Genomic DNA, 23,093 nt, shown 5'->3' on the forward strand with positions numbered 1-23,093 from the left:
GGTCCGGATACACCGATGCCCCCGGCACAATGTGCCGGGGGCATCGGGCGTCGAATGGTGTTCAGCCCTTGACGAGTTCAGGGGCGTCGGTCAGTTCCTCGACTTCTTCGGGTGATGCCGCCCGGTTGGGAAGCAGCACCGCGCAGACGATCACGACGAGAGCCAGGGCGGCGGAGACGCCGAAGGCCAGGCGCATGCCGTCCAGGTGGGCGGAGACGGCGTTGGCGCCGTCCTTGACCAGCTGGGTGCTGCGGGCCGACATGACCGTCACCACCAGGGCGGTGCCGAACGCGGCAGCCACCTGCTGCAGGGTGCCCAGCATGGAGCTGCCGTGCGAGTACAGCTGGTGCGGCAGCGCGCCGAGGGCCAGCGTGAACACCGGGGTGAAGGCGGCGGCGAGCGACACCATCAGCACGACGTGCAGGGCGATGAGCTGCCAGTACGGCATGGTCATCGAGATCTGGGTGAAGCCGGCGAGCGCGACGGCGATGCCGATCGAACCGGGGATCACCAGCAGACGTCCGCCGAACTTGTCGAACAGGCGACCGACAGTCGGTCCGAGCAGACCCATCGCCAAGCCGCCAGGCATCACGAGCAGGCCGGTGGCCAACGGGCTCAGCCCGCGCAGGTTCTGCAGGTAGAGCGGCAGCAGGATCATCGAGCCGAGCATCGCCATGAACGCGACCGACATCAGCACCAGGCCCTTGGTGTAGGTGCCTGCCAGCACGACCCGCAGATCCAGCAGCGGGGTGCCGGTGCGCTGCAGGTGCAGCTGACGGAACACGAACGTGGCAATCAGGGCAACACCCGCGCCGACGATCAGCGCTGGGCCTGCCAGGTTGTCGGGCTGGAACTTGCTCAGGCCGAACACCAATCCGCCGAATCCGGTCGCGGCCAACGCAACGCTGAGTACGTCGATCGAGCCGGTGGTCGGTTCACCGACGTTCTTCAGCTGGCGAAGGCCGAGCCAGGTGATGATGCCGGCGATCGGCAGCACCAGCACGAAAAGCCAACGCCAGGAAGCGATCTGCAGGACCAGGCCGGAAATGACCGGCCCCATCGCAGGCGCCACCGAGATGGCGAGGGTGACGTTGCCCATGACGCGGCCACGGTCGTGCTCGTGCACGACGGTCATCAGCGTGGTCATCAGCAGCGGCATCATCACCGCGGTGCCGCCTGCCTGAATGATGCGCCCGATCAGCAGCACCGCGAACGACGGCGCGACCGCCGACAGCGCGGTGCCTGCCAGGAAGACACCCATAGCCGCGGTGTACGCCTGCCTGGTCGACACCCGCTGCAGGAACCAGCCGGTGGTCGGGATGACGGCAGCCATGGTGAGCATGAACGCGGTGGACACCCACTGCGCCGCCTGCTCGGTGACCTCGAGGTCTTTCATCAGCCGCGGGATCGCGTTGATCATGATGGTCTCGTTCAGGATCACCACGAAGGTCGCGAGCACCAGCACCCGGATGACGGTCGGCGTCCGCCCTCCCGAGGCGGGAGCGGATGGATCGGACATCGGGGTACCTCCGGAAGGTCAGTGCTGACAGAAACGGGTGGCCCTACCGGGTCGAGTCCCGCAGCCACAGTGGTTCTGACGGAGTGGGTCGCTCGTACTAATCGGGCGCGGGTCAGTATTCCGTTCGGCACCGACACAAATCACCCGGTTTTCCCTCCCTCCCACCGGCGTCTCAGGGCAAAACCAACGGTCAGAGCGTTTTATTCCGAACCTGCCCGTCGGATAGTGAGCCTGGTCACCTGCTCCCGGTGCCGGCAGGACGAGTTGATCTTGCTGTCGGCCGAACGCAGAGCCTGCGGCGCACTGCCCCGCCGGTCCTGGGTACCGGACAGTTTCTCGACAGGCGACCAAAAACGCTGACAGCTCCGGCATTTCGGCGAATCCGCCGGTTGTCAACGGCGATTGTGTTTGCCAGACACGGTGGTTTCGGCTCGATCGACACGCTCCGGCAACCTTCCGCACGGATGTCGGTCGCGACCGTTCGGCGTATCGGCGCACGCTGCGGCACGCGAGGGGCGCGGAGGCCAGGAGTCGCGGGGGTCCAACACGCGCAACTCGCCGAACAATTGCCGGACGTGATGGCGAAACGCCGATTCGGCGGTTGGCCGCGCGTATTCGAGGGATACCATCGGTGGGATGCGGTGTAGTTCGCAAGGCACTTCGTGCTGCCCCGTTGATCTTCGAACGTCGGAGTAGGAAGGTCATGATCCCAGAACCAGTCAGGGTCGGCGTCGTCGACTCGCATGTTGCTGAGCGTGGCCCCACCGCGTTGCGGATCGCGATCGGCGGCCAACTCCGCAGACTGCGGGAAAAGAGCGGCATTACGCGCGAGGACGCCGCGGAGTACATCCGCGGATCGCACGCGAAGATCAGCCGCCTCGAACTCGGACGGCACGCCTTCAAAGAGCGTGACGTCCAGGATCTGCTGAGCCTCTACGGTGTCACCGAAGCGGAACAGCGGGAATTGTTCTTCGGTCTGGTGCGTAGGGCGAACCAGCCGGGGTGGTGGCATCGCTACAGCGATCTGCTTCCGCAGTGGTTCGAAACGTATCTCGGCCTGGAAGGCGCCGCACAAACGATCAGAACCTTCGAAGGCCAACTGGTTCCGGGTCTGCTGCAAACCGAGGACTACACCCGCGCTGTCGTCGCGGTCGGGCACAAGAGTCCCGACTCGGCCCGCCGGGTCGAGCTGCGCAGGAAGCGCCAGGAGATCCTCGACCTGCCGGGCGGTCCTTCGCTGTGGGCGGTGCTGGACGAGGCCGTGCTGCACCGGACGATCGGCGGCAAGGCGGTGCTGCGTGACCAGATCGAGCACCTGATCGAGATGTCGAAGAAGCTGAACGTGACGATCCAGGTGCTGCCGTACCGTGCGGGCGGTCATCCGGCGGCGGGCAGCTCGTTCACGATGCTGCGCTTCACCGAGCGTGAGCTGCCCGACATCGTCTATCTGGAACAGCTGACCAGTGCGATCTATCTGGATCGCCGGGAAGACATCGCGCTCTATCGCGAGGTGATGGACCAGCTCGCGGTCCGCGCCGAGCCGCCGCGCGAGTCGCTCGCGTTGATGATCGCCGCCGCCGAATCCCTGTAGCGTTCGGAATTATCAGAGCTGCTTCACCACTGCGCCTTTTTCATCGAGAGAATGGCGATGGAGGGCGCCGGACACAAGGGAGTGTGCGGTGCGTAGATCCGTCTTATGCGGTGCTGTCCTGATTCTGACCGCGTTCACGGCGACCACCGGGATGGCAGCGGCTGATGCGCCGGGTGGCCTGACACCGATCGCTACGCCCGATTCAGAGCTCGCCGATAGCGACCTCGTCCCTGCACCGCCGGGGGCCAATGATTGGTCGTGCAGGCCGAGCACGGCGCATCCGCGACCCGTCGTTCTTGTTCATGGCACATTTGCGAACCGGTTGAGCGCATGGCCCGCCATGTCGCCTGCCCTCACCGCGGCGGGATATTGCGTCTATGCGCTCAATTACGGGCGCGGGCTCGGTGACATGATTGCCGGCGTCGGCTCGATGCCGGTGTCGGCTCAGGAGATTTCGGTGTTCATCGACCGCGTGCGCACGGCGACGGGCGCGCAGCAGGTGGACATCGTCGGCCACTCGCAGGGCGGCGTGCTCTCGCGCTACTACCTGAAGTACCTCGGTGGGGCGAGCAAGGTGAACACGCTTGTCGGCATCGCCCCTGACAATCACGGCACCACGTGGGGTCTGTTCGAGCTGCCTGTCTCCCTGTCGGCGGGACCGACGGCGCTGTGCCCGGCGTGTATCCAACAATTGCCTGACTCGGATTTCTTCCGTGAGCTGAACCGGGACGGGGAAACGTTGCCAGATATCAACTACACGGTGATCGCGACCAGAACCGACGAGTTCGCCACCCCGTACACCACCGGCTTTCTGCCGCCTGGCCCGAACGTAGAGAACATCACGCTGCAAGACGTTTGCCCCGGCGACGTTTCCGAGCACATGGCGATCACCCTTGATCCGGTCGTGATTCGGATGGTGCTCAACGCGCTGGATCCGGCACATCGTGCGCCGATCGTCTGCGGCGGCCCTCGGTTCGGCTCGATCACGGGCGAACAAGGGCCCAGGTAGATCGCCCTGACCCGGCGCCGGAATGGCTGCGCCGACCGTCCTGCGCACTATCCCACACGAATCCGATGCTGTCGGAATTACGACGTTACGTTTGTGTGATTGTTGTAGGCGGCCGAATCGGTGCGACCTGCGGCGCTGCGTGATTCGCGATGAGTGGAATACGCTGATGATTTGCAAGGTGGGGTACCCAAGCGCTTGACCGGGTGCGCACCGTAACCACATCAATGGCGAAGAGCCGGGTAGGATCGTTGTCAGCGACCGGTTGATGTACCGATTGCACACCATCGAGCACCGTAGGGTTGCGATCGCAATCATGCAGAACGACTGGAACTTCCAACGCCCTGACCGGCGGCGGGTCCGCCATCGCCGCTGGTTTCGCTGGCGCGCATTCGAGCCGCCGACGTCAAGTATTCGGCCGTGCGACACCGTCTATTAAGAACCCCGGGTAGCTCTGTGATCGCCGAAGGTACGCGAAGGTACCGATCTCGATACTGAATTTTCCGGGAAACTACAGATGAGCGGCGAAGTTTGCGCTCCGGTAGCAGGTTCTGTGCGGAAGCGACCCCAACCCCATATCGTATAGAGGATCGGCATCGTAGCGTGCGCAAAATGCGGAATCCACCAATCTTCTCGGACGGTTGACCTACTGTTCGGATTGTTATAATGTCGTCATCGCTATTAAAGGATTTCTCTCCTATTGAACTAGGCGGGTATTGATGACTGTGAGTATTCGGCGCTGCTCTTGTTGTCAAGTCTGCGATTGCAGCTGAAACCATCCACTGCTCTACGGTATGGATCGCGCAATCGGTTGAAATTCGAATCAGGCCATCGGCCGAAAATGATTTCCGCTGTTACCGCGCTGTAAATGCGTGCATGAACAGTGCTTCGGCCCCTGAATGTAATACCTCCTTGCAGTACAATTTCATACAGCCGGCACGCTACCCGCGTGATCGCTGCTATTCATGTTCGCTTGATCAAGGTGACATCCTTGTGTGGGGAGTTACGTCGATGAACCAAGAACCCTGTGTCACGCCCACCGGCCGTGACGTCCCGAGCTCGCCGTTATCGATGGTCTTTACCGATGACCATCAACCGACGAATCGTGCCCACACTATCGAGGTGCGGGTCGACACCTTGGTCCTGGCCGACTCACCGCGACTCGCGGGTGAAGACTCCGCTCACATTCGCGCACTGGCGGAGGCGGTCGAAGCGCTGCCGCCGATCCTCGTGCATCGCCCGAGCATGCGGGTGATCGATGGTGCGCATCGAGTCGGTGCGGCCCGGTTACGCGGTGACAAAACGATCGCCGCGCGCTTCTTCGACGGGACCGAGATGGAGGCGTTCATCGTTGCCGTGCGCATGAACGTCACCCACGGCCTGCCGTTGTCGCTGGCAGATCGCAAGGCCGCGGCCGCCCGGATCATCCGTGAGCGGCCGGAATGGTCGGATCGGGCCATCGGTGTGACATCGGGACTGTCGCACAAGACAATTGGCGTGCTCCGGCGTTCGACTGGGCCGGATACCCAGTCGAACGTGCGCATCGGCAGGGACGGCCGACCGCGTTCATCGAGCACCGAAGAGGGGCGCAGGCTCGCCAGCGAGATGATTGCGCGCTCACCGCAGGCCCCGCTGCGCGAAGTTGCCGAGGCGGCGGGCGTTTCGCTCGGAACCGCGCACGACGTGCGGCAACGGCTGCGTCGTGGCGACGATCCGGTGCCTGCGCGGCAGCATCGCGGCACGCCGAGCGTTCCGCTCGGGAAGACGCCTGCCAAGCGACCGCAACCGGACCGGTTCGCCGACCGCACCCAGATCAAAGACCCCAAGGTGGTGATCCAGCGGCTCAGGGCTGATCCCTCGCTGCGGTTCACCGAGTCCGGTCGGGCACTACTACGCAGGCTCGACCTGTGTGCCGGTGCGAACACCGGGCTGGAGGAAGTCGTGGATGCGCTTCCCGCACACAATGTCTGGCTGATCATTCAGCTGGCATATTGGTTCGCCGAGGACTGGCGGCGGATCGCGGCGCATCTCGAGCACCGGAAAGATTGACGAGCGGATATTCGATCGCGGGCCGCCCGCAGGGGTGGCGGCCCGCTCGGAATCACTGGCGAGAACATGTCGACGACGAACCCGATGGCTCGACCAAAAAACATGCGAGGCAACAGTGTTCAAAGTTCCGATGCTTTTGTGGCTGTGCTGGATCCCTTACGGTGTGCACAACATCTACTGAGGTTTCCCACGAGAAGGGGAGGCTCGAATGCGCTCGCGGTGGCAACCATTCGCGGCTGAGCTCAGGGCTGTCTTCGCTGCGGCGATATTCCTGATCGTCACGGTGGTCGTCGTCGCGGCGTACTCTGCGGGGCAGCAGCTTCCCGCGCTGTGGACCCTGGTCGACGCAGGTTGGGCAGTATGCGTCGACGCGGCAGCGGATTTCGGGCGGTAAATGATCCCAGCGGCGAGTTGACCCGAGCGGTGCAGAATCCCCGCGCGGTGTGGCGGGATGTCTTCGGTCGCAGACGATCCCGCGCCGTCAGTGAGACCGAGGTCTCGCTCAGTGAGATCGCATGCATTGAACACGCGATGCGGGACGTTCGGTCCGATACGATTACCGCGTACCCGACATGAATTGCCTTGCACGGCAATTATTTTCGTTGAAAGCGGCCTAACTGACACTGCTGTGCGCCGCCACACAGATCGCCGCTGCGCTCGACGAGTTCGACAATGACGAGGGGAATGGTTTCCCAATGCGGATATCTGGATCTATCGCAGTATCGGCGCTGGCATTGATGGGGTTGGTGACCGCGGGGTCGGCGAACCAACTCGGCCCGCCGAAAACGCCCCAGACCCCGTGGGCCAATGCGGCCGGTCCGGCGGTGCAGGTGCACGACAGATTCGCCGACATGATCCCGGTGAGCTTCAAACAATCGTTGACTTCGGACACGGTCACCCGGCCCGTGGACGGTGCGCCACCACCGGATGGGTCGGTCGGCAAGCTCGCGGTGCCGGGTGACGGACCGCTCGGCATCCCGGAAATCGTCCTCGCGGCGTACCGCAACGCAGAGCTGGCAATGCAAACCTCGGCGCCGAACTGCGCCGTGCCATGGCACTTGCTTGCCGGCATCGGCGAAGTGGAGTCGAATCACGCCGCGAACGGCCGCACCGATGTCAACGGCACCACCCCGACCGCAATTTACGGTCCGGCACTGGACGGCACGCTGCCGGGCAACGAGATCATCAAGGCCTCCGACGGCAGCGCTGTACGCGCTGTCGGGCCGATGCAGTTCCTCCCGAGCACCTGGTCGATGTACGCCGCCGACGGCAACGTGGACGGTGCCAAAGACCCGAACAATGTCTTCGACGCGGCGCTCGCGGCGGCCAAGTACCTGTGTTCGGGCGGGCTCGACATGCGTAACCACGATCAGTCGATGCGAGCGGTGTTGCGCTACAACAATTCCAAGTCCTACGCCGCGCTGGTGTTCGCCTGGTCCGAGGCGTACAAGAACCGCGGTGCAGGCATTCAGGCGCCGAACCCGCCCGATCTGCTTGCCGCGATGCCCTGGGGGACCGGGTCGAGCATGATCGTGTCCGAGCCGGTGGCCGAGGGAGACCCGAATACGCCGCCCGCCGAGGAAAACGCGCCGATCCCCGAGACGACCACCGATGTGCCGAGCGACCCGGTCACAACGACTCCCGACGCGCCGATCACGACCGAGGCGACGACCGACGGCAATGGACTGCGGATCGAGCTGTACGTCAATGTCTCCGGCCTGGGCAAGGTCCTGTGCGGCATCTTCTGTCCGTCGTCGTCGGATCCCGCATGGCCGAACGAACCGCAGCCCCCGGTGATCATCACCACGACAGTCACCGCGCCCTATCCGACCGAGCCGCCGGTCACGACGACGACTATCGCACCGACCACGACCGTGCCGCCGGTGACCACGACCAGCCCCGCGCCGACCACGACCGTGCCACCGGTGACCACGACCCAACCGCCGGTTACCACAACGGAATCCAGCACGGCGAACCCGACACCGTCGTCCGCTTCGGTGCCGCCGGCGCCGACGCAGGTCACTACGGCTGTGCCGCAGCCGATCCCGGCACCGGTGACCACCACGAAGCCGAAGCCTGAGCCGACAACCGCGCCGCAGAGTCCGGCCAAGCCGAAGCCGGAGCAGCCTGCCCCGGTGCCGCCGACAACCGAGCGCACACCGGCCCAACCTTCGGTCAAGACACCGGGACCCGCGCCGAAGGTGCCGACGCAATCCTCGGTTGCCCCGGTGCCACCGAAACCGGCTCAGCCCACCACAACTCAGCCGGTGCCCAAGCCGCAGCAGCCGATTCCGGCGGTGCCGCAGGTCCCGACGGTGCCTAAGCCGCAGCAGCCGAACCCGGCCGTGCCCAAGCCGCAACAGCCGAACCCGGCGGTGCCGCAGGTCCCGGCCGTGCCTAAGCCGCAACAGCCGAACCCGGCGGTGCCGCAGGTCCCGGCGGTGCCTAAGCCGCAGCAGCCGGCCCCGGCCGCTCCGCAGCCGGCGAAACCTGCGGTGCCGACCATCCCTTCGGCGAACCAGAAACCGGCCCAACCGCCCGCGCCCGCCCAGGTGAAGCCGGTCAAGCCGACGCTGACACCGTGACCTGACAGCCGGTCGCACGCCGTCCAGCTGAGAACACGGCTCCTTCGGACGAAGGAGCCGTGTTCGTGTGTCCGGCAACGATCTTCCGGACCGTTACCCGATGCTCGGCAGCTGCCGAGCATCGGGTAAACGAAAGCGGAACTGCCCGAAGCGATCCGCGCTCACACCGAGATCGAGGCGAGGTCGATGCCGCGCATCGGCGTTGCCGTCACATCCCGCACCCGCTGCGTCCACACCGCGTGTCCGTGGCCGGACCACAGCGGCACGATCGGAAGATCGCGGAGCAGTTGGTTCTCGGTGAGCCGGTACAGCTGAGCGCTTTCCGCTGCCGAGCCCGCGGCATCGGCGGCGGCCAGCAGCTGGGCGAAGCCTTCGTCGGTGTATCCGGCGGTCTTCGCGAGCGCGGTGAGTAGTTCGTGCGGGCCCGCTGTGCTCAGCGAGCGGGTCGTCAGGAAGGGGCCGTCGACGGTTTCGTTCGCGGCGCCCTCGCGTGGCCTCGCGGTCAGGTCCACCGCGAGCGCGGTGCGGATCTGGTGGGCGAAGGGTGCGGCCCAACGCTCTTGTCTCGCATCGAAGTACATGGTGACCGGACCGGTGAAGTCGACCTGTCCGAGCAGCGACTTCGCGGCCGCCTCGTCATGGGTACACGGTCGGCAGGTGCCGGAGCGTTCTCCCGGTGCTACGCCGGGTGACAGCATCGAGCGCGCCGGGTCGACCTGGTGGGCGAGCGGGCCCGCCGCCATTGCTGCGCGGTCCACCGCCATGGCGAACGCGTGCCGCGCGGCCGCGTCCTCGAAACGCTTGTCGGACACCGGGAAGACCAGATAGTCGGCCTCCGGCAGCGGCCACATCGCGTGCCGGTCGGCGAAGTCGTGATGCATCGCGTCGTGCCGACCGTCGGGCACCTCGGTGGCCAGGTCGAGCGAGCCCGCCTCGACCTGGTCGTACTGTGCGGTGGGATCGCCTACCCGCAACCGGATTTCGCGTGCCTTCCCGGCCGCTTCGCCGACCCGGACGAGTCGCCCGCCTGAACCGGAGTGCCATGGCTCCGCCATCCGGAATGGTCCGTTGCCAATGGGATTCGCGGAGAAACCGGTCCAGTCCCTTGAAGCGAGTACCGATGCGGGCAAGGGGAGCAGCGCCGGTGCGGCCAGCACCGCAGGCACCTGACCGAAGGGCCGATCCAGCACGATCCGGATGGTGTAGTCGTCGGGCGCGCTGATCTCCTTGGCCCGCAACACTTCGGTGAGTGCGCCGGAACCGGCCCAGCGCTCGCCCGCGACCGTCCGCCAGGTATCCACATAGGACTTCGCGGTGACGGGCGTCCCATCGTGGAACTGTCCGTCGGCGCGGAGTTTGATCTCCCAGGTCATTTGGTCGGCACTGGTGACCGACTCCGCGGCCCGTGGCGTGCGCTGCCCGGTCGCCGCGTCGTAGTCGAGCAGCGGCGTCCACAGCGCGCCGACGAGCAGCTGTCCGGTCTGGTCGCGCAGGTCGGCGGGCAGCAGGCTGGCCGGATCGCGGACGCCGACCGTGAGCACGCCGGGCGTCGGCGGCTCCGGCGTCGTGGCGCAGCCTGCGATGCCGAGCAGGAGTGCGGCGAGCGCGGCGATGAGTCGGGCGGTGTGGTGGCGTGGATTACCAGACATAGCAACATCATTGACCCGTGCCTGCACGAATTACACAGCTATGCGCGGTATTACGCGGCCACCGCTATGAAAGTGTGTTCAGCGCTGCGAGGTATCGCGCCGAAGCGGTGTTGACACTTACAGTGAGGCATCCCTGCTACCAGGACTCCCTGGTCATACAGGTGATCACGCCCGCTGGGAGGTAGTCGTGCGTCACTGGTTGTTCCGGACGTCCCTGCTGTTGGCCACGGTGCTGGCCACCGCCGCCGCTACCGCCGTGCCTGCGGCCGCCTGCGGAGAGGAGGACGGCCCGCACGGCATGGCCGCTCAGCCCACCGGTTCGCCGGGCGCGGAGAAGAACGTCAAGGCGGTCGGCAACGTCCCGGACGCCAAGGGCGCGATCGCACTGCAGTTCCTCCAGTACGGTAACCGCGATGTCATGGTGGTCTCCGGCCAGTTCGGCGTGAAGACCTACGACCTCACCGCGAACCCGGCGAAGCCGAAGCTGATCGGCCAGCTCAACCTGCCCGGCATGTGGGAAACCGAGGACACCGAGGTCGATCCCGTGCGCAAGCGCGTCTTCCTCGCCCGCGACCCACGCGCGTTCGGCGGCAACGTCCGCACCGGCGAGTCCGGCATCTATGTCGTCGATCTGGCCGATCCGGCGAAGCCGTCCGTCATGAGCTACGTCAAGGTCCCCGCAGGCCACACCACCACCTGCATCAACGACTGCCAGTTCCTGTGGACCGGCGGCCCGGCGAAGGCGGACAGCCAGCCCGCGGAATGGGGCGGTCGCCCGATCTGGGTCACCGACATCAGGAATCCGCGTCAGCCGAAGGTCAATCCCAACCCGATCGAGCTGGCCCGCAACGACGGCAAGACCGACTACGTGCACGACGTCCAGGTGGACGAGACGGGTGTGGCCTGGGCCTCCGGTCGCGGTGGCGTGCGCGGATATTGGACAGCAGGCATGCACAAGGACCCGGTGACCGGCAAGCTCCGCCTGGCAACGCCGACCGATCCGGTGCCCTATGCGGGCGGCGGCATCAAGGAGACGGCGGCCCCCTCCAAGTTCATGCACAACAGCTTCCGCCCGATCGGTAACCGCGCGAAGGACGGCGGTGACACCGGCCACTGGGGCGATGGAAACCTGCTCTACGCCACCGAGGAGAGCTTCGTCGACGGCTGCGCAGGCGACGGCGTGCTCGTCATCGCCTCGCTGACAGGTTCCTACGGCGGCGAAGGCTGGCGGTCCACGCCGCAGAAACCCTTCCGGCTCAACACCATCGGTACCTGGAGTGTCGCTGGACAGGAAGGAAGCGACCCGGCGTCCGCCGACTGCTCGGCGCACTACTTCGACGTGCGCGACAAGGTCCTCGTCCAGTCGTTCTATGCCCAAGGCACCAGATTCCTGGATGTCAGCGATCCGACCAACCCCAAGCAGATCGCGTACTACCGCCCCGCCGACGCCGCCGCGTGGGCCCCGTACTGGCACCGCGGGTTCGCCTACGTAGCCGACAACAACCGGGGAATCGACATCCTCCAGCTCAACGCTCGATGATCGTTTGATGACGCGCACCAGGATGCGTTGGTCAACGGAGTCTGCCACCCTGACGGGGTTTGTCGGTCCGCGAGGAAGCGAAGCACGGTGAGCAGTCGAGACGAAGCACAGCCAAGCACCAACGCAGAATTCGAGCTGGCCATGGCCTGGCTGCGCGCCGTCGCGGCGGCCGGTCTGTCCGCCGAAGCCGCACACGAGGCCGCACAGGCCAGCCTCGTTCGGCTAATGCGTGACCTCGATACCGCATGGAGCGAGGCCGAGCAGATCGTCGCGACGGCCGACGATCCGCGGCTGGTCGCGGAACTCGAAACGTTCGCCGAGTCCTTCCACGCCGCCCGCGCCGAACGCACCAAGGAGTCGGCGGCCGAGCGTTCGTAGCCGGCTACTCGGTCGAGGCGGAGCCTGCCTCGACCGGCCCGCGACGCGCGGTCGCGAGGGCAGCGAATCGGATTCCGCCGTGGTCTACCGTGTAGCTGGCAGCTGTTCAGTGGGCGGAAAGGGATACCGGTGGTGGTCGGCGGATGAGTACGCGCAATCCGGCGCCGACGGTCCGGACCACGCTGAATCGCGACTACATTGCCGCCGTTGCGGTCTCGGTGGTCGACGCGCAAGGCATGGACGGGTTCTCGATGCGCAAGCTCGGTGCCGCGCTCGGCGCCGACCCGATGGCGGTCTACCGCCACTACACCGATCAGCAGGACCTCTTCGACGGCATCGCTGCGTACATGTTCGCCGAGCTGGACATGGAAAGCCTGCCGTGGCAGGAGGACTGGCGTGAACTGCTGCGTGCGTACGCCGATCGGCTGCGCTCCACCTTGCGCAAGCACCCGAATGCGGTGCCGATCTTCGCCACCCGCCAGGTGCACAGCCCGTCGGCCGTCGAGACCGGCGCATGGATGGTCGAAACCCTCCAGGCAGCAGGCTTTTCCCCGGCGGTCGCGCCTCAGCTGACCCGCTGTCTGCGCGAGTACGTGATCGGTCACATCCTCAGCCGGGCGATCGCCACCGTCACCGCGGAGCGCACGGGGGAGGCGCCGCTCGCGGGCCTGGACGCCGACCACTTCCAGCTCGGCCTCACCGCGCTGCTCGACGGGTTCGGCAACCTCCGAACTGTCTAGGTGTGACGCCCGAAATCCATGCCGAGGATCGGCACCCTTTTTGTTTTCCCGCACACGAATTGGCGTGCCCCATCGGGTCCGAAAAATCAACAGGTATGGGGCTCCAGAATATTGGACTTGAACGCTCGAAATGCGGAATGAACGCTTGACAATCGGGCGGAACTGACATCGACAATCTGCCCTGCACTGCCAATAAGATTGCGGCCGTATGGAATTCGATGAGAGACACCGGGCTGGCATCGATTGATAATGGTTCGATCACCCATTGGTCATCTGTGCGTAAGTGCGGGCGATTTGTATTCAGCGATGCCGTCCGATAACCGGACGGGCCTTGTTGGATCGAAGGAGAAAGCATGCCGCTAGTCGGATGCAAACCCGTGCGAGCTCTTGCCGCCCTTGCCGCCACCGCGGTGCTCGGCGTCGCTCTTCCGCAGTCCGCGCAGGCCGCCCCTGCCCCGGCTGCGCCAGGGCTGAAGGTGTTGACGTACAACGTCTTCCTGTTCAGCACGACCCTGTACCCGAATTGGGGGCAGGCGCACCGCGCCAAGGCCATCGTGGCGGCCGACTTCTTCCAGGGCAACGATGTCGTCGTGCTGCAGGAGGCGCTCGACAACGACACCTCGAACTCGCTGAAAGCCGATGCGGCACGGCAGTATCCGCACCAGACGCCGGTCGTCGGGCGCAGCAAGGACGGCTGGGACGCCACCGGTGGCAAGTGGTCCGACAACACCGCGGAGGACGGCGGCGTCACCGTGCTCAGCAAGTGGCCGATCGTGCGCAAGGAACAGATCCTCTTCAACAACGGCTGTGGCGCGGATTGGTTGGCCAACAAGGGCTTTGCCTACGTGGTGCTGAACGTCAACGGCGCCAAGGTGCACGTCGTCGGCACGCACGCGCAGTCCACCGACAGCCGGTGCCGCGCGGGCGAGGCCGTGTCGGACCGCGCCAAGCAGTTCCGCCAGATCGCGGAGTTCTTGGACGCCAAGAAGATCCCCGCGGCCGAGCAGGTCATGGTGGTCGGCGATCTGAACGTCGACTCGCACAGCGCGGAATACCCGACGATGCTGGAGAACGCCGGCCTGGAGCCCGCCAACCAGCGCACCGGTCACCCGTACTCCTTCGACACGAAGGAGAACTCCATCGCCGCGTACCGCTACCCGGACGACGCCCGCGAGGACCTCGACTACGTCCTGCACCGCAAGGGGCATGCGCGCCCTGCGAACTGGCAGAACCGGGTGATCAAGGAAAAGTCCGCCCCGTGGACCGTCACCAGCTGGGGCAAGGACTACACCTACACCAACCTCTCCGACCACTACCCGGTGGTCTCCGGCTGATCCGACGCCATTGACCACAGCACCTGCGCCGCCGCCACGGCGCAGGTGCCGTGACGGCGGTTGTTAACACTTACCCCCATGCCGGACGATTGCTGTACTACAAGTGGCGAGGAATCAATCGTCGTCACGGGCCACGGCGGAGGAATGCCGGTGAGCAGCAGCGTGCAGCCAGGGGCAACATTCGCCGGCTACGCGATAGAGAGACTGATCGGTCGCGGTGGTGCCGGAAGCGTCTATCTAGCACAGCATCCGAGGCTGCCGAGGAAGATCGCGCTCAAAGTGTTGAGCGACATGTTCGGCGGTGACGCCGACAGCCGCGTTCGTTTCGAGCGCGAGGCCGACACTGCCGCCCGGCTCGAGCACCCGAACATCGTCTCCATTCTCGATCGCGGTCACACCGACGGCCTGAGCTGGATAGCGATGCAGTTCATCGACGGCACCGATGCGCTCGCCGCGCTCCGGGACGGGCCGATCGCGGCCCCGAGGGCCGTCCGGATCACCCGGGAGATCGCGAAGGCGTTGGACCATGCGCACGAGCGTGGCATTCTGCACCGCGATATCAAGCCGTCGAACATCTTGCTCGAACGGCCGACGTCAGACGAACCCGAACGCGTGTTCCTCGCGGATTTCGGCATCGCGAAGCTGTCCGAGGGTCCCCGCGAACTGACTCAGGAAGGCGAGATCGTCGGCAGCCTCAGCTACGCGGCGCCCGAGCAGTTGGAAGGAACCGAACTCGATCGGCGCGTCGATGTCTACGCGCTCGGCTGCGCGCTGTTCCACATGTTGACCGGTGTAGTCCCGTACAACTACCGCACTCCCGGTGCCCTGATCCGCGCACACCTACTCGGCGGGGTCCCGCGACTGGGCGAGCATCCCTTTGGGGGCCAAGGACTCCAGGCGTTCGACGCGGTCATTGCACGAGCCCTGGCGAAGAACAGAGACGACCGATTCCCCACGTGCGGTGAGCTTGCCGCTGCCGCGGAGGCGGCGCTGGATCAGGCCTTGCCTGAGCTGCCGACGATGGCCGGGATTACGCTCGAGAGATCCATTCCGACGGCTTCCCCACCGATCGACGACAGTCCCACGTTCGTGCCAGGTCAGTCTCAGTGGCCGACAGTTCAACCATTGGGAACAAGCACCTCGGCAGATCTCGCCGGACAGGTGATCGGGGGCCGCTATCACCTGCTCGAGCACATGGCGCGTGGCTTGTCCGGCGATCTGTACAAAGCCTATGACGACATTCTGGGTGAGTTGGTTGCCGTCAAACTCGTGCAGGCCGTCGACGCGGACACGAAGAAGCGTCTGCAACGCGGCGGACGCGTGTGGTTGAAGCTGACGCCACATCCCAATGTCGTCGAAGTCATGGATGTGCAGAACCGTCTCGGTAGCGATCCGCCCTACATCGTCAGCAAGATCGTCGACGGCATCGATCTCGCCGAGCTGGCCAAGAACCGGGACCTGCGCCTCGACGAGTCCGTGTGGATCGTGATCCAGGTCTGCGCGGCGCTCAAACACATCCACGAGAGCGGCATCGTCCATCGGGAGATCAAGCCGAGCAATATTCTGGTCGCAGGCAAGAATCTGCTTGTCACCGTGCTGGATTCGGGCATTGCCCGACACGAGAATCCGGCGGTCGACTCGTTCACGAAGACCGGCATATTCGTCGGCGACCTTGCCTACGCGGCGCCGGAGCAAATGCAGGAGGGCCGCCAGGTCGGTCGACGCGCCGACATCTATGCGGTGGTTGCCGTGCTCTACGAACTCGTGACCGGAACGCGGTTGCCCTTCCCGGTCCCGACCGGGTGGGAACCGGACCAGCGTTTGCTCACTGAGCTGCCCGATCGGTTGCGCTCAGCGCTGACTCGTGGTCTGTGCCAGGATCCGAAGGGCCGGTTCACCAGTGTCGACGAACTGCACGACTGCCTTGCGCCCTTGTCGAAACGCGCACCGCAGCTGCTGGTGCGCGGCCCCGCAGTCGTTGCCCTGCACGGGATTCGGACGCACGCGGCATGGCAGCGGTCGTTGACGGAGGTGGCAGGCCGCGCCGGCATCGGCACCCATGTGGATCTGTGGAACTTCGGCTATTTCTCGATTCTGCGATTTCTGATGCCGTGGGCCCGCCTTGCCAAGGTCCGCTGGTTCAGAGAGATCTATCAGCGGGAATTCGGCAACACCGCAACGGCCGCACACGAGATGCCGTCGATCGTCGCACACAGCTTCGGCACCTACATCCTCGGCAACGCGTTGATCCGCTATCCGTACTTGCGTTTTCGCAAGGTGCTGCTCTGCGGGTCCATCCTGCCGACGAACTTTCCCTGGGATCTCCTCATCGAACGCGGGCAAGTGCAGGCGGTGCGCAACGAATACGGCAGTGAAGATGTGTGGACCAGGGCGGTCAGCTGGTTCGTCTCCGGCACCGGGCCGTCGGGGCTTGCCGGGTTCACGGCGAACAACGCACGACTTCAGCAAGAGAAGTTCACGTTCGCGCACAGCGAGTACTTCGAACGCGGACACATGATCAGCAGGTGGTTGCCGTTCCTGACCGCGCACGTCGAAGAGCGGCCGATGCAGGAGACCGCGGCTCCGCCGCCACCGGCAGGCAACCGGCCGTGGGGGTTGTACATCGCCTACGCGGTGCTGGTCGGCTGTTGCGCGCTGGTGATCGCCGCCTTCGCCGTTTAGCGCAGCGCCCGTCGCCTGGCTACTCGCTAGCATGAGGTGTGCGAACGGACGGTGGCTACATCCGCGAGGTGCTGCTCGGGGCGGGGGAGCGGCCGGATGAGTATCCGTTCACCCTGCCCGTGGTCGAGCAGCTGGCGCGGGTGGGCGGGTTGACGTTGGCGCCGGGGGTGACGTTCCTGGTCGGCGAGAACGGCAGCGGGAAATCGACGCTGGTCGAGGCGATGGCGGTGGCGGCGGGGATGAATCCGGAAGGGGGGAGCCAGCACTATCGGTTCGCGACGCGCGCGAGTGAGTCCTCGCTCGGCGCCCACCTGGTGCTGAAGTGGGGCATCACCAAGCCGCGGAGCCGGTTCTTTCTGCGGGCCGAGTCGTACTACAACGTGGCCACCGAAACCGAGGCGCTCGGGCCCGAGCAGCTTGCGGTGTTCGACGGGGTGTCGCCGCATGAGCGTTCGCACGGTGAATCGTTCGTCGACCTGATGCGCGTGCGGTTCTTCCCCGGTGGGCTGTATCTGCTCGACGAGCCGGAGGCGGCGTTGTCGGTGCGCGGCTGCATGGCCGTGCTCGCTCGATTAGCGGAACTGGTCGAGCAGCGGTGTCAGATCGTGGTGGCGACGCACTCGCCGATCCTGCTCGCGTTGCCGGGGGCGACGATCTACGAAATCGCCGAGGACGGCGCGATCGTGGCGGTCGACTACGACGAGGCGCTCCCGGTGCGGTTGACCAGAGACTTTCTCGCCGAACCGGATCGGTATCTCCGGCACCTGTTCGACGACGAGTGAGCGTCAGGTGTCGTGTCGCAGGACGACACGGTATTCCCATGCGTCCCAGAGGGGATGGGCGGCGGGGTTGCGGTGGTCGGTCCGAATTTCCTTGCCGTCGAGTTCCATTCGTTCGACGGTGAGTCCGGTGCCTTCGAGCAGCAGCAGGAGATCGGCGGGGGTGTAGCAGCGGCCGGACTGGTCGATGGCCCGTGCTTCGTCGCCGACCGGCCACCAGCGGTCGTTGAACCGATTCGCCACGGGGTCATAGTCGTTCGAGTTCGCGAGGTCGATGACGTAGCGGTCGTATTCGAGTTCGCCTGCGATGCGTGCCCACTTCCACGGGCTGAACACATCGAGGATCATCCGGCCGCCCGGTCGCAACCATTCGCGGCTGACCCGGCGCAGCAGGGTGCGCTGTTCGGCGTCGGTGCCGATGCCGAAGCCGTTCCAGTAGACGACACAGTCGACCTGCTCGTCGAGATCGACTGTGTAGAAATCACCGTGGACGATCCGCAGGTTCGCGACCTGCTCGGCGCGGGCGGCGGCGCGCTGCGCGCGGGTCGAGCTGAGCTCGACCGCCACCACGGAGTAGCCGAGGTCGGCCATCGCGGCGGCGGTGGTGCCGTCGCCTGCACCGAGTTCGAGGATGCGCTGGACGTTCGGACCCGCCAGCCGGGAGATCGATTCGGCGCGTTGGCGGTCCGACTCCTGGGGTTGCAGTGGTCCCCACCAGTCGGCTGCGGTGTCGAAGAACGGCTTTACCCATTCCATGTGTGCACTCCGGACGGTCGTCGGCGAGATGCGTTGATCACGAGAAGGATCCTGCCGTAGCCCGGCGGGCGCGGGAAATGATTTTCCGGTCGGTCCGCTCCGAACGCCGCCCTCCTCGACCTCGGCCTGGATCCTCGTAGTCTTTGGCAGATAACGGTTTTCACCTTCTCGGCGCAACGCCTCCGCAATACTCTGGACGTTGTATAGTATTTTCATGCTCCGTGAACGAGCCATCCCTGGCTTGCCCTGCTCCGATCTCGAGGAACTCCTCACCTTCTACACCGCGCTCGGTTTCGAGGTGACCTATCGCCAGGAGCGCCCGAATCCATGGGCCTCCGTCTGCCGAGGCGGCATTGATCTGCACTTCTTCGGCATGCCAGCGTTCGACCCCGCCAACTCCTATGGCACCTGCGTGGTGTTGGTTCCGGATACGATCGCGCTCCACGCGGCCTTCGCGGCCGGGTTGCGTGCCGGGTACGGAAAGGTGCCGGTGTCCGGGATTCCGCGAATGACTCGGCCGCGCAAGAAGTCTGGTGCCGGTGGTGGATTCACCGTTGTCGATCCGGGTGGGAACTGGATACGCATCAGTTCGTTCGGCGATGACGAACCGGCGCCGGTGGGCAGGCTGGCGCGCGTGGTGGCCACTGCCGCCAGGCAGGGTGACTCGCACGGTGATGAGGCCAGGGCGATCAGCGTGCTCGAGAACGGCCTCCTTCGCCATGCCGACGCACCACCGGTCGAGCAGCTTCCTGCGCTGGTCTATCTGGCCGAACTGCGTCAGCGCACCGGCGATCGCGCGGGCGCTGTCGAACTGATCGGTCAACTGCGCGGGATCGAACTGTCCAGTGCCGAGCGAGAACTCGTCGCCACCGAGCTCGCGACCATTGCCGAGATCGCCGCCGACCTCGGTATCTGATCCCGAATCGGTTGGGTCGGCGACCGCTGCCGCCCGCGCCGTCGGCCCGAACGTTCGTAGTCCCCTGGCGAGCAGGGGGCGTCGATTTGTCGGAAAGCAGGTCTGGGCGGCGGCGTGAAAAGTATTGTGGGAGTGTCGATCACGTCGCCAGGAAACAAACCGGGGCGACGGATTTCTCCGAGCAACGTCGCCACCGTGCCGCCGCGTAAGGAACTGCCATGGACGACGATCTGACATTCGATGGACCGGACGCGCCCGAGGGTGACGCCTTTTTCGATCCGCCCGAGGATCTCTCCGGTGGCGCGGTCGGTGACGCGATCTATCTTCGGCCGCTGGACAATCCGGAAGCCGAGCTGACGCACGGGCGGAACTGGCTGGTGCTGTATCGGTCGAACAGTGTCGACGGCGAGGTCATCGCGGTCTCGGGAATCATTGCGCTGCCCCATGATCGGCCGACCGACCCGGCGGGCTATCCACTGGTGACTTGGGCGCACGGCACCGTCGGCGTCTGTCATCTGTGCGCGCCGTCCCGCGACACCGTCGATCGCGGTGCGCACTTGATGAACAAGTATCCCCAGCCGCTGCTCAACCACTTCCTCGATCAGGGCTGGGCCGTGGCGATGACCGACTACGAGGGTCTCGGTGTCACCGGACGGCGCCACCCGTACCTGCTCGGTCGATCCGAGGCGTACGGCGTGCTGGATATCGTCGAGACCACCCGCAGGCTCTTCCCCGAGGTGATCTCGCCGAAGTTCGCGATCGTCGGGCATTCTCAGGGCGGGCAGGCAGCGCTGTTCTCTGCACACCACGCCAAGGATCGGGTCGAAGGGCTCGTCGGAGTGGCCGCGGTGGCACCGGCCAACCATCCCAAAGCCATTGTCCGCGCGGGTGCTTTGGTGCCGACGTTCGGGGATGGTGGATTCGCCTTCACCCCATTGTTCCTGTCCGGTGCGATCATCGGCGACACCACGATCGGCGTGGACAACGTCTTGTCGAACAAGGCGCGCGGTGTCTGGCCCGATGTTCTGAGCATGTGCCGGGCCGATCTGAGCAAGGACGAATCATGGGGCGGCGTACGGGGAATCGAGCAATTTCGCAAAACCCTGCCGGGCGCGCAACCCGCCTATTCCTTCCCCGGCAACCCGAACGACGATCAGCAGCGCTTCGTCGACCAGTTGGAGCTGATGAATCCCAACGTCGAAATCGACGTGCCTATCCGCATTTCGCAGTCCGCCGACGATGTCCGGGTCAAGGCCGAAACCACCGAGGTCGACCTGCTCGGGATAAAGATCATCATCCCCGGCGTCGATGTGTTGGCCAACGAAGAACTGGTGGCGACGAACACAGACAACAAGCCCCTCTACGTGCGCTATCCGAAGGGCGATGTCCAGATCCCGAACCCCGACCCCGGCGATCTCGGCGCCCACTTCGCCACCCTCACCCACGACCGCGACGACCTCACGGGTTGGGTCGGCGACCGCTTCCGCGACTGACGCACCCCGCCATCACGATCGCTCCGGACGTGCTGCGGCCCGTGCCGATCCGGGCGCTGACGTGGGTGGCGACGATCGACCATGCCGCATTCGACCTGCCGTGAGCTGTTACGGAAAGTTTGCTGAACGGTGTTCAATGCGATGTCTCGATTTGTGGGGTTCGTGTCCTTGTGGACGTTGAGTGGGTCGATGAGACTTGGCGGTATGGAATTGGTTGGCGACGTCGTCGTTGCGGTGGCGGACGGTGTGATGCTGGTCGATGTCGCCGGGCCGGTGCAGGTGTTCGATTGGGCCGGGCATCGGGTTCGGTTCGCTTCGCCCGATGGGGAGGCGGTGCGGACGAACGTCGGTGTTCCGCTCGGGGTGAGTTGTGCGATCGGTGATGTGGACGGGGCGGTCGACACGTTGCTGGTGCCGGGGTATCCGCACCAGCAGGACGTGTCGGCGGAGTTGGTTGCTGCGGTGCGGACGGTCAGCGTGGGGGCGCGGCGGGTGGCTTCGGTGTGCACCGGCGCAATGGTGCTTGCCGAGGCCGGGTTGTTGCGCGGACGACGGGCTACTACCCATTGGTTGATGTGTGAGCAACTGGCGCAACGGTTTCCGGACGTTCAGGTGGATGCCGATGCCATCTATGTGCGGGACGGGCGGGTGACAACGTCTGCCGGGGTGACCGCGGGCATCGATATGGCATTGGCGCTTGTCGAGGACGATCATGGTGCGGCGGTGGCGCGTTCCTTGGCGAAAACCCTCGTCGTCTTTCTGCGGCGGCCCGGCGGGCAGTCGCAGTTCAGCGTGCGCGAGAGTGCCGGGTTGGCGCGTAGCGCCGGGCTGCGGCGAGCGGTGGACGCGGTGGTCACGGACCTGTCGGCCGACCACAGCCTGCCTGCGATGGCGCAGCGCGCCGCGCTGAGCGAGCGCCATTTGAGCAGGTTGTTCCAGCAGGAGATCGGGATGACGCCCGCGCAGTACGTCAAACAGGTTCGGGTGGAGGCGGCGCAGGCGCTGCTGGAGGCGGGTGACCAGCCGATCGCCACGGTCGCACGGCGCAGTGGTTTCGGTTCCGAGGAAACGTTGCGCCGCACCTTCCTCGAAGCGCTCAGCACCACGCCGAGTGATTACCGCAAGCGGTTTCGCACGGCCGCTCGCTGAACTATTTCTCGTCGCAAGTCATTAGTTGGGAGTAGAAGCATGCCTATATCCAGCCGCACCGGTGACAATCTTGCCGGAGCTGCCACGGTGGATACCGTCGTATCAGCGGTGGCACACTCTGATTCACTGGCATTGCCGTCGAATCCGTTGGTGAACAAAGCAACTGCCCTGATGGTCGAGACGCTGCCGCCTTTCCTCTGCAATCACAGCGTGCGCGGGTTCCTGTTCGGCCGGGCCATCGCGCAGCAGCGCGGCCTGCAGCCAGGCATCGACTACGACGAAGAAACCATGTACCTGATCTGCGTCCTGCACGACCTCGGCCTCGCGGAAAACGCCACCGGCGACTTGCCGTTCGAGATCGACGGCGCTGACGTCGCCGCCCGATTCCTCGAGGACAACGGCGTCACCGACGCGCGAGTGGACACGATCTGGGACGCGGTCGCCGCGCACACCATCGGCTTCATCGAATCCCCTGTCTTCCAGCGCCGCAGGCCCCCGGAGATCCGAATCGCCGTTCAGGGCATCGGCATCGACGTCGGCGGCGCCCCGACAGACCTGCCGCCTGGTTACGCCGACCTGGTGCACGCCAGCTACCCGCGTCTCGGCGGCACCCGCGCGCTCACCGCCAGCATCGCCGCCCAGGCCATCGCCAACCCGCGTAAGGCTCCGCCTGTCAGCCTGGCCGCCGAGATCCTGCGCGCGATCCATCCCGACCGTCCGCTTCCCGGCTGGGACACCTTCACCGACGCCAGCGGTTGGCAGGACTGACGTCGGCTCGGGGAAGCTGAGCATCGCGCGCATCGAGAAGTGCGACGACAAGGTCAATGCCGTGGTCGTGCGGGATTTCGACCGAGCCGAGGCGGTCGCGGCGCAGGGACGGGTCCCATCGCAGACAACTTAGCCTGTACTTTCTTTATGCAAGCATGT

General features: G+C 65.4%; 19 protein-coding genes. 16 read left to right on the forward strand and 3 right to left on the reverse strand.

All coding sequences use genetic code 11. The features are described from left to right. Window positions 1-61: 61 nt before the first annotated feature. Entirely contained in the window at window positions 62-1,519 is a 1,458-nt protein-coding gene (locus NA11_RS09495; RefSeq protein ID WP_069161441.1) for an MDR family MFS transporter, read from the reverse strand. Window positions 1,520-2,222: 703 nt separating this feature from the next. Here NA11_RS09495 and NA11_RS09505 point away from each other — a divergent pair. The 6 genes from NA11_RS09505 to NA11_RS09525 all read left to right on the forward strand — a co-directional run bounded on the left by NA11_RS09505 (window position 2,223) and on the right by NA11_RS09525 (window position 8,750). After that, the gene (locus NA11_RS09505) at window positions 2,223-3,110 is read left to right on the forward strand and encodes a Sco1979 family transcriptional regulator (RefSeq protein WP_069161443.1); all 888 of its coding nucleotides are present in this window, start codon (window positions 2,223-2,225) and stop codon (window positions 3,108-3,110) included. Between the two features lie 151 nt (window positions 3,111-3,261). Continuing rightward, a complete protein-coding gene (locus NA11_RS09510) occupies window positions 3,262-4,119 on the forward strand; it encodes an esterase/lipase family protein (RefSeq protein ID WP_084654414.1) in 858 nt (285 codons plus the stop codon). A 299-nt stretch (window positions 4,120-4,418) separates the two neighbouring features. Then, the gene (locus NA11_RS47150; RefSeq protein WP_369691119.1) at window positions 4,419-4,568 is read left to right on the forward strand and encodes an MYXO-CTERM sorting domain-containing protein; all 150 of its coding nucleotides are present in this window, start codon (window positions 4,419-4,421) and stop codon (window positions 4,566-4,568) included. A gap of 670 nt (window positions 4,569-5,238) precedes the next feature. Further along, window positions 5,239-6,165: a ParB/RepB/Spo0J family partition protein gene (locus NA11_RS09515; RefSeq protein ID WP_218023276.1), complete on the forward strand. Its 927-nt coding sequence runs from the start codon at window positions 5,239-5,241 to the stop codon at window positions 6,163-6,165. A gap of 208 nt (window positions 6,166-6,373) precedes the next feature. Further along, a complete protein-coding gene (locus tag NA11_RS09520) occupies window positions 6,374-6,559 on the forward strand; it encodes a hypothetical protein (protein WP_069161446.1) in 186 nt (61 codons plus the stop codon). Between the two features lie 301 nt (window positions 6,560-6,860). Next, complete coding sequence (locus NA11_RS09525) at window positions 6,861-8,750, forward strand: lytic transglycosylase domain-containing protein (RefSeq protein WP_084654416.1); 1,890 nt, start codon at window positions 6,861-6,863, stop codon at window positions 8,748-8,750. A gap of 161 nt (window positions 8,751-8,911) precedes the next feature. Here the strand turns inward: NA11_RS09525 and NA11_RS09530 are convergent, their stop codons facing one another. Continuing rightward, a complete protein-coding gene (locus NA11_RS09530) occupies window positions 8,912-10,399 on the reverse strand; it encodes an ABC transporter substrate-binding protein (RefSeq protein WP_069161448.1) in 1,488 nt (495 codons plus the stop codon). A gap of 187 nt (window positions 10,400-10,586) precedes the next feature. Here NA11_RS09530 and NA11_RS09535 point away from each other — a divergent pair, with 187 nt between their 5' ends. The 6 genes from NA11_RS09535 (at window position 10,587) to NA11_RS09560 (ending at window position 17,855) form a co-directional block, all read left to right on the forward strand. After that, window positions 10,587-11,939: an LVIVD repeat-containing protein gene (locus NA11_RS09535; protein ID WP_069161449.1), complete on the forward strand. Its 1,353-nt coding sequence runs from the start codon at window positions 10,587-10,589 to the stop codon at window positions 11,937-11,939. An 87-nt stretch (window positions 11,940-12,026) separates the two neighbouring features. Then, window positions 12,027-12,317: a hypothetical protein gene (locus tag NA11_RS09540; protein ID WP_069161450.1), complete on the forward strand. Its 291-nt coding sequence runs from the start codon at window positions 12,027-12,029 to the stop codon at window positions 12,315-12,317. Window positions 12,318-12,460: 143 nt separating this feature from the next. Next, window positions 12,461-13,057 carry a TetR/AcrR family transcriptional regulator gene (locus NA11_RS09545; RefSeq protein ID WP_069161451.1) on the forward strand — a complete coding sequence of 199 codons (597 nt, stop codon included), beginning with the start codon at window positions 12,461-12,463 and terminating at the stop codon, window positions 13,055-13,057. Between the two features lie 353 nt (window positions 13,058-13,410). Further along, window positions 13,411-14,391, forward strand: coding sequence for a sphingomyelin phosphodiesterase (gene sph / locus NA11_RS09550; RefSeq protein ID WP_069161452.1), 981 nt, complete (start codon window positions 13,411-13,413; stop codon window positions 14,389-14,391). 150 nt (window positions 14,392-14,541) lie between these two features. Continuing rightward, a complete protein-coding gene (locus tag NA11_RS09555) occupies window positions 14,542-17,073 on the forward strand; it encodes a serine/threonine-protein kinase (protein WP_167837610.1) in 2,532 nt (843 codons plus the stop codon). A 38-nt stretch (window positions 17,074-17,111) separates the two neighbouring features. Further along, window positions 17,112-17,855: an AAA family ATPase gene (locus NA11_RS09560; protein WP_141717497.1), complete on the forward strand. Its 744-nt coding sequence runs from the start codon at window positions 17,112-17,114 to the stop codon at window positions 17,853-17,855. Window positions 17,856-17,858: 3 nt separating this feature from the next. On the opposite strand, the gene NA11_RS09565 is transcribed toward NA11_RS09560, so the two are convergent. Further along, window positions 17,859-18,608, reverse strand: a complete 750-nt coding sequence (locus NA11_RS09565) for a class I SAM-dependent methyltransferase (RefSeq protein ID WP_069161454.1) — start codon at window positions 18,606-18,608, stop codon at window positions 17,859-17,861. 214 nt (window positions 18,609-18,822) lie between these two features. Between NA11_RS09565 and NA11_RS09570 the strand changes: the two genes are divergently transcribed. From NA11_RS09570 to NA11_RS09585, 4 genes are all read left to right on the forward strand, one after another. Then, window positions 18,823-19,524 (forward strand): bleomycin resistance protein, encoded by a 702-nt coding sequence (locus tag NA11_RS09570; RefSeq protein WP_069161455.1) that lies wholly within the window; start codon window positions 18,823-18,825, stop codon window positions 19,522-19,524. 218 nt (window positions 19,525-19,742) lie between these two features. Continuing rightward, on the forward strand, window positions 19,743-21,017 hold the full coding sequence (locus NA11_RS09575; RefSeq protein WP_069161456.1) for an alpha/beta hydrolase family protein: 1,275 nt from the start codon (window positions 19,743-19,745) through the stop codon (window positions 21,015-21,017). Window positions 21,018-21,221: 204 nt separating this feature from the next. After that, entirely contained in the window at window positions 21,222-22,166 is a 945-nt protein-coding gene (locus NA11_RS09580; RefSeq protein WP_069161457.1) for a GlxA family transcriptional regulator, read from the forward strand. A 150-nt stretch (window positions 22,167-22,316) separates the two neighbouring features. Continuing rightward, on the forward strand, window positions 22,317-22,934 hold the full coding sequence (locus tag NA11_RS09585) for an HD domain-containing protein (protein ID WP_245745798.1): 618 nt from the start codon (window positions 22,317-22,319) through the stop codon (window positions 22,932-22,934). The last annotated feature ends 159 nt before the right edge of the window (window positions 22,935-23,093 follow it).

The sequence above is a fragment of the Nocardia altamirensis NBRC 108246 genome, from assembly GCF_001612685.1.
Classification (GTDB): Bacteria; Actinomycetota; Actinomycetes; order Mycobacteriales; family Mycobacteriaceae; genus Nocardia; species Nocardia altamirensis.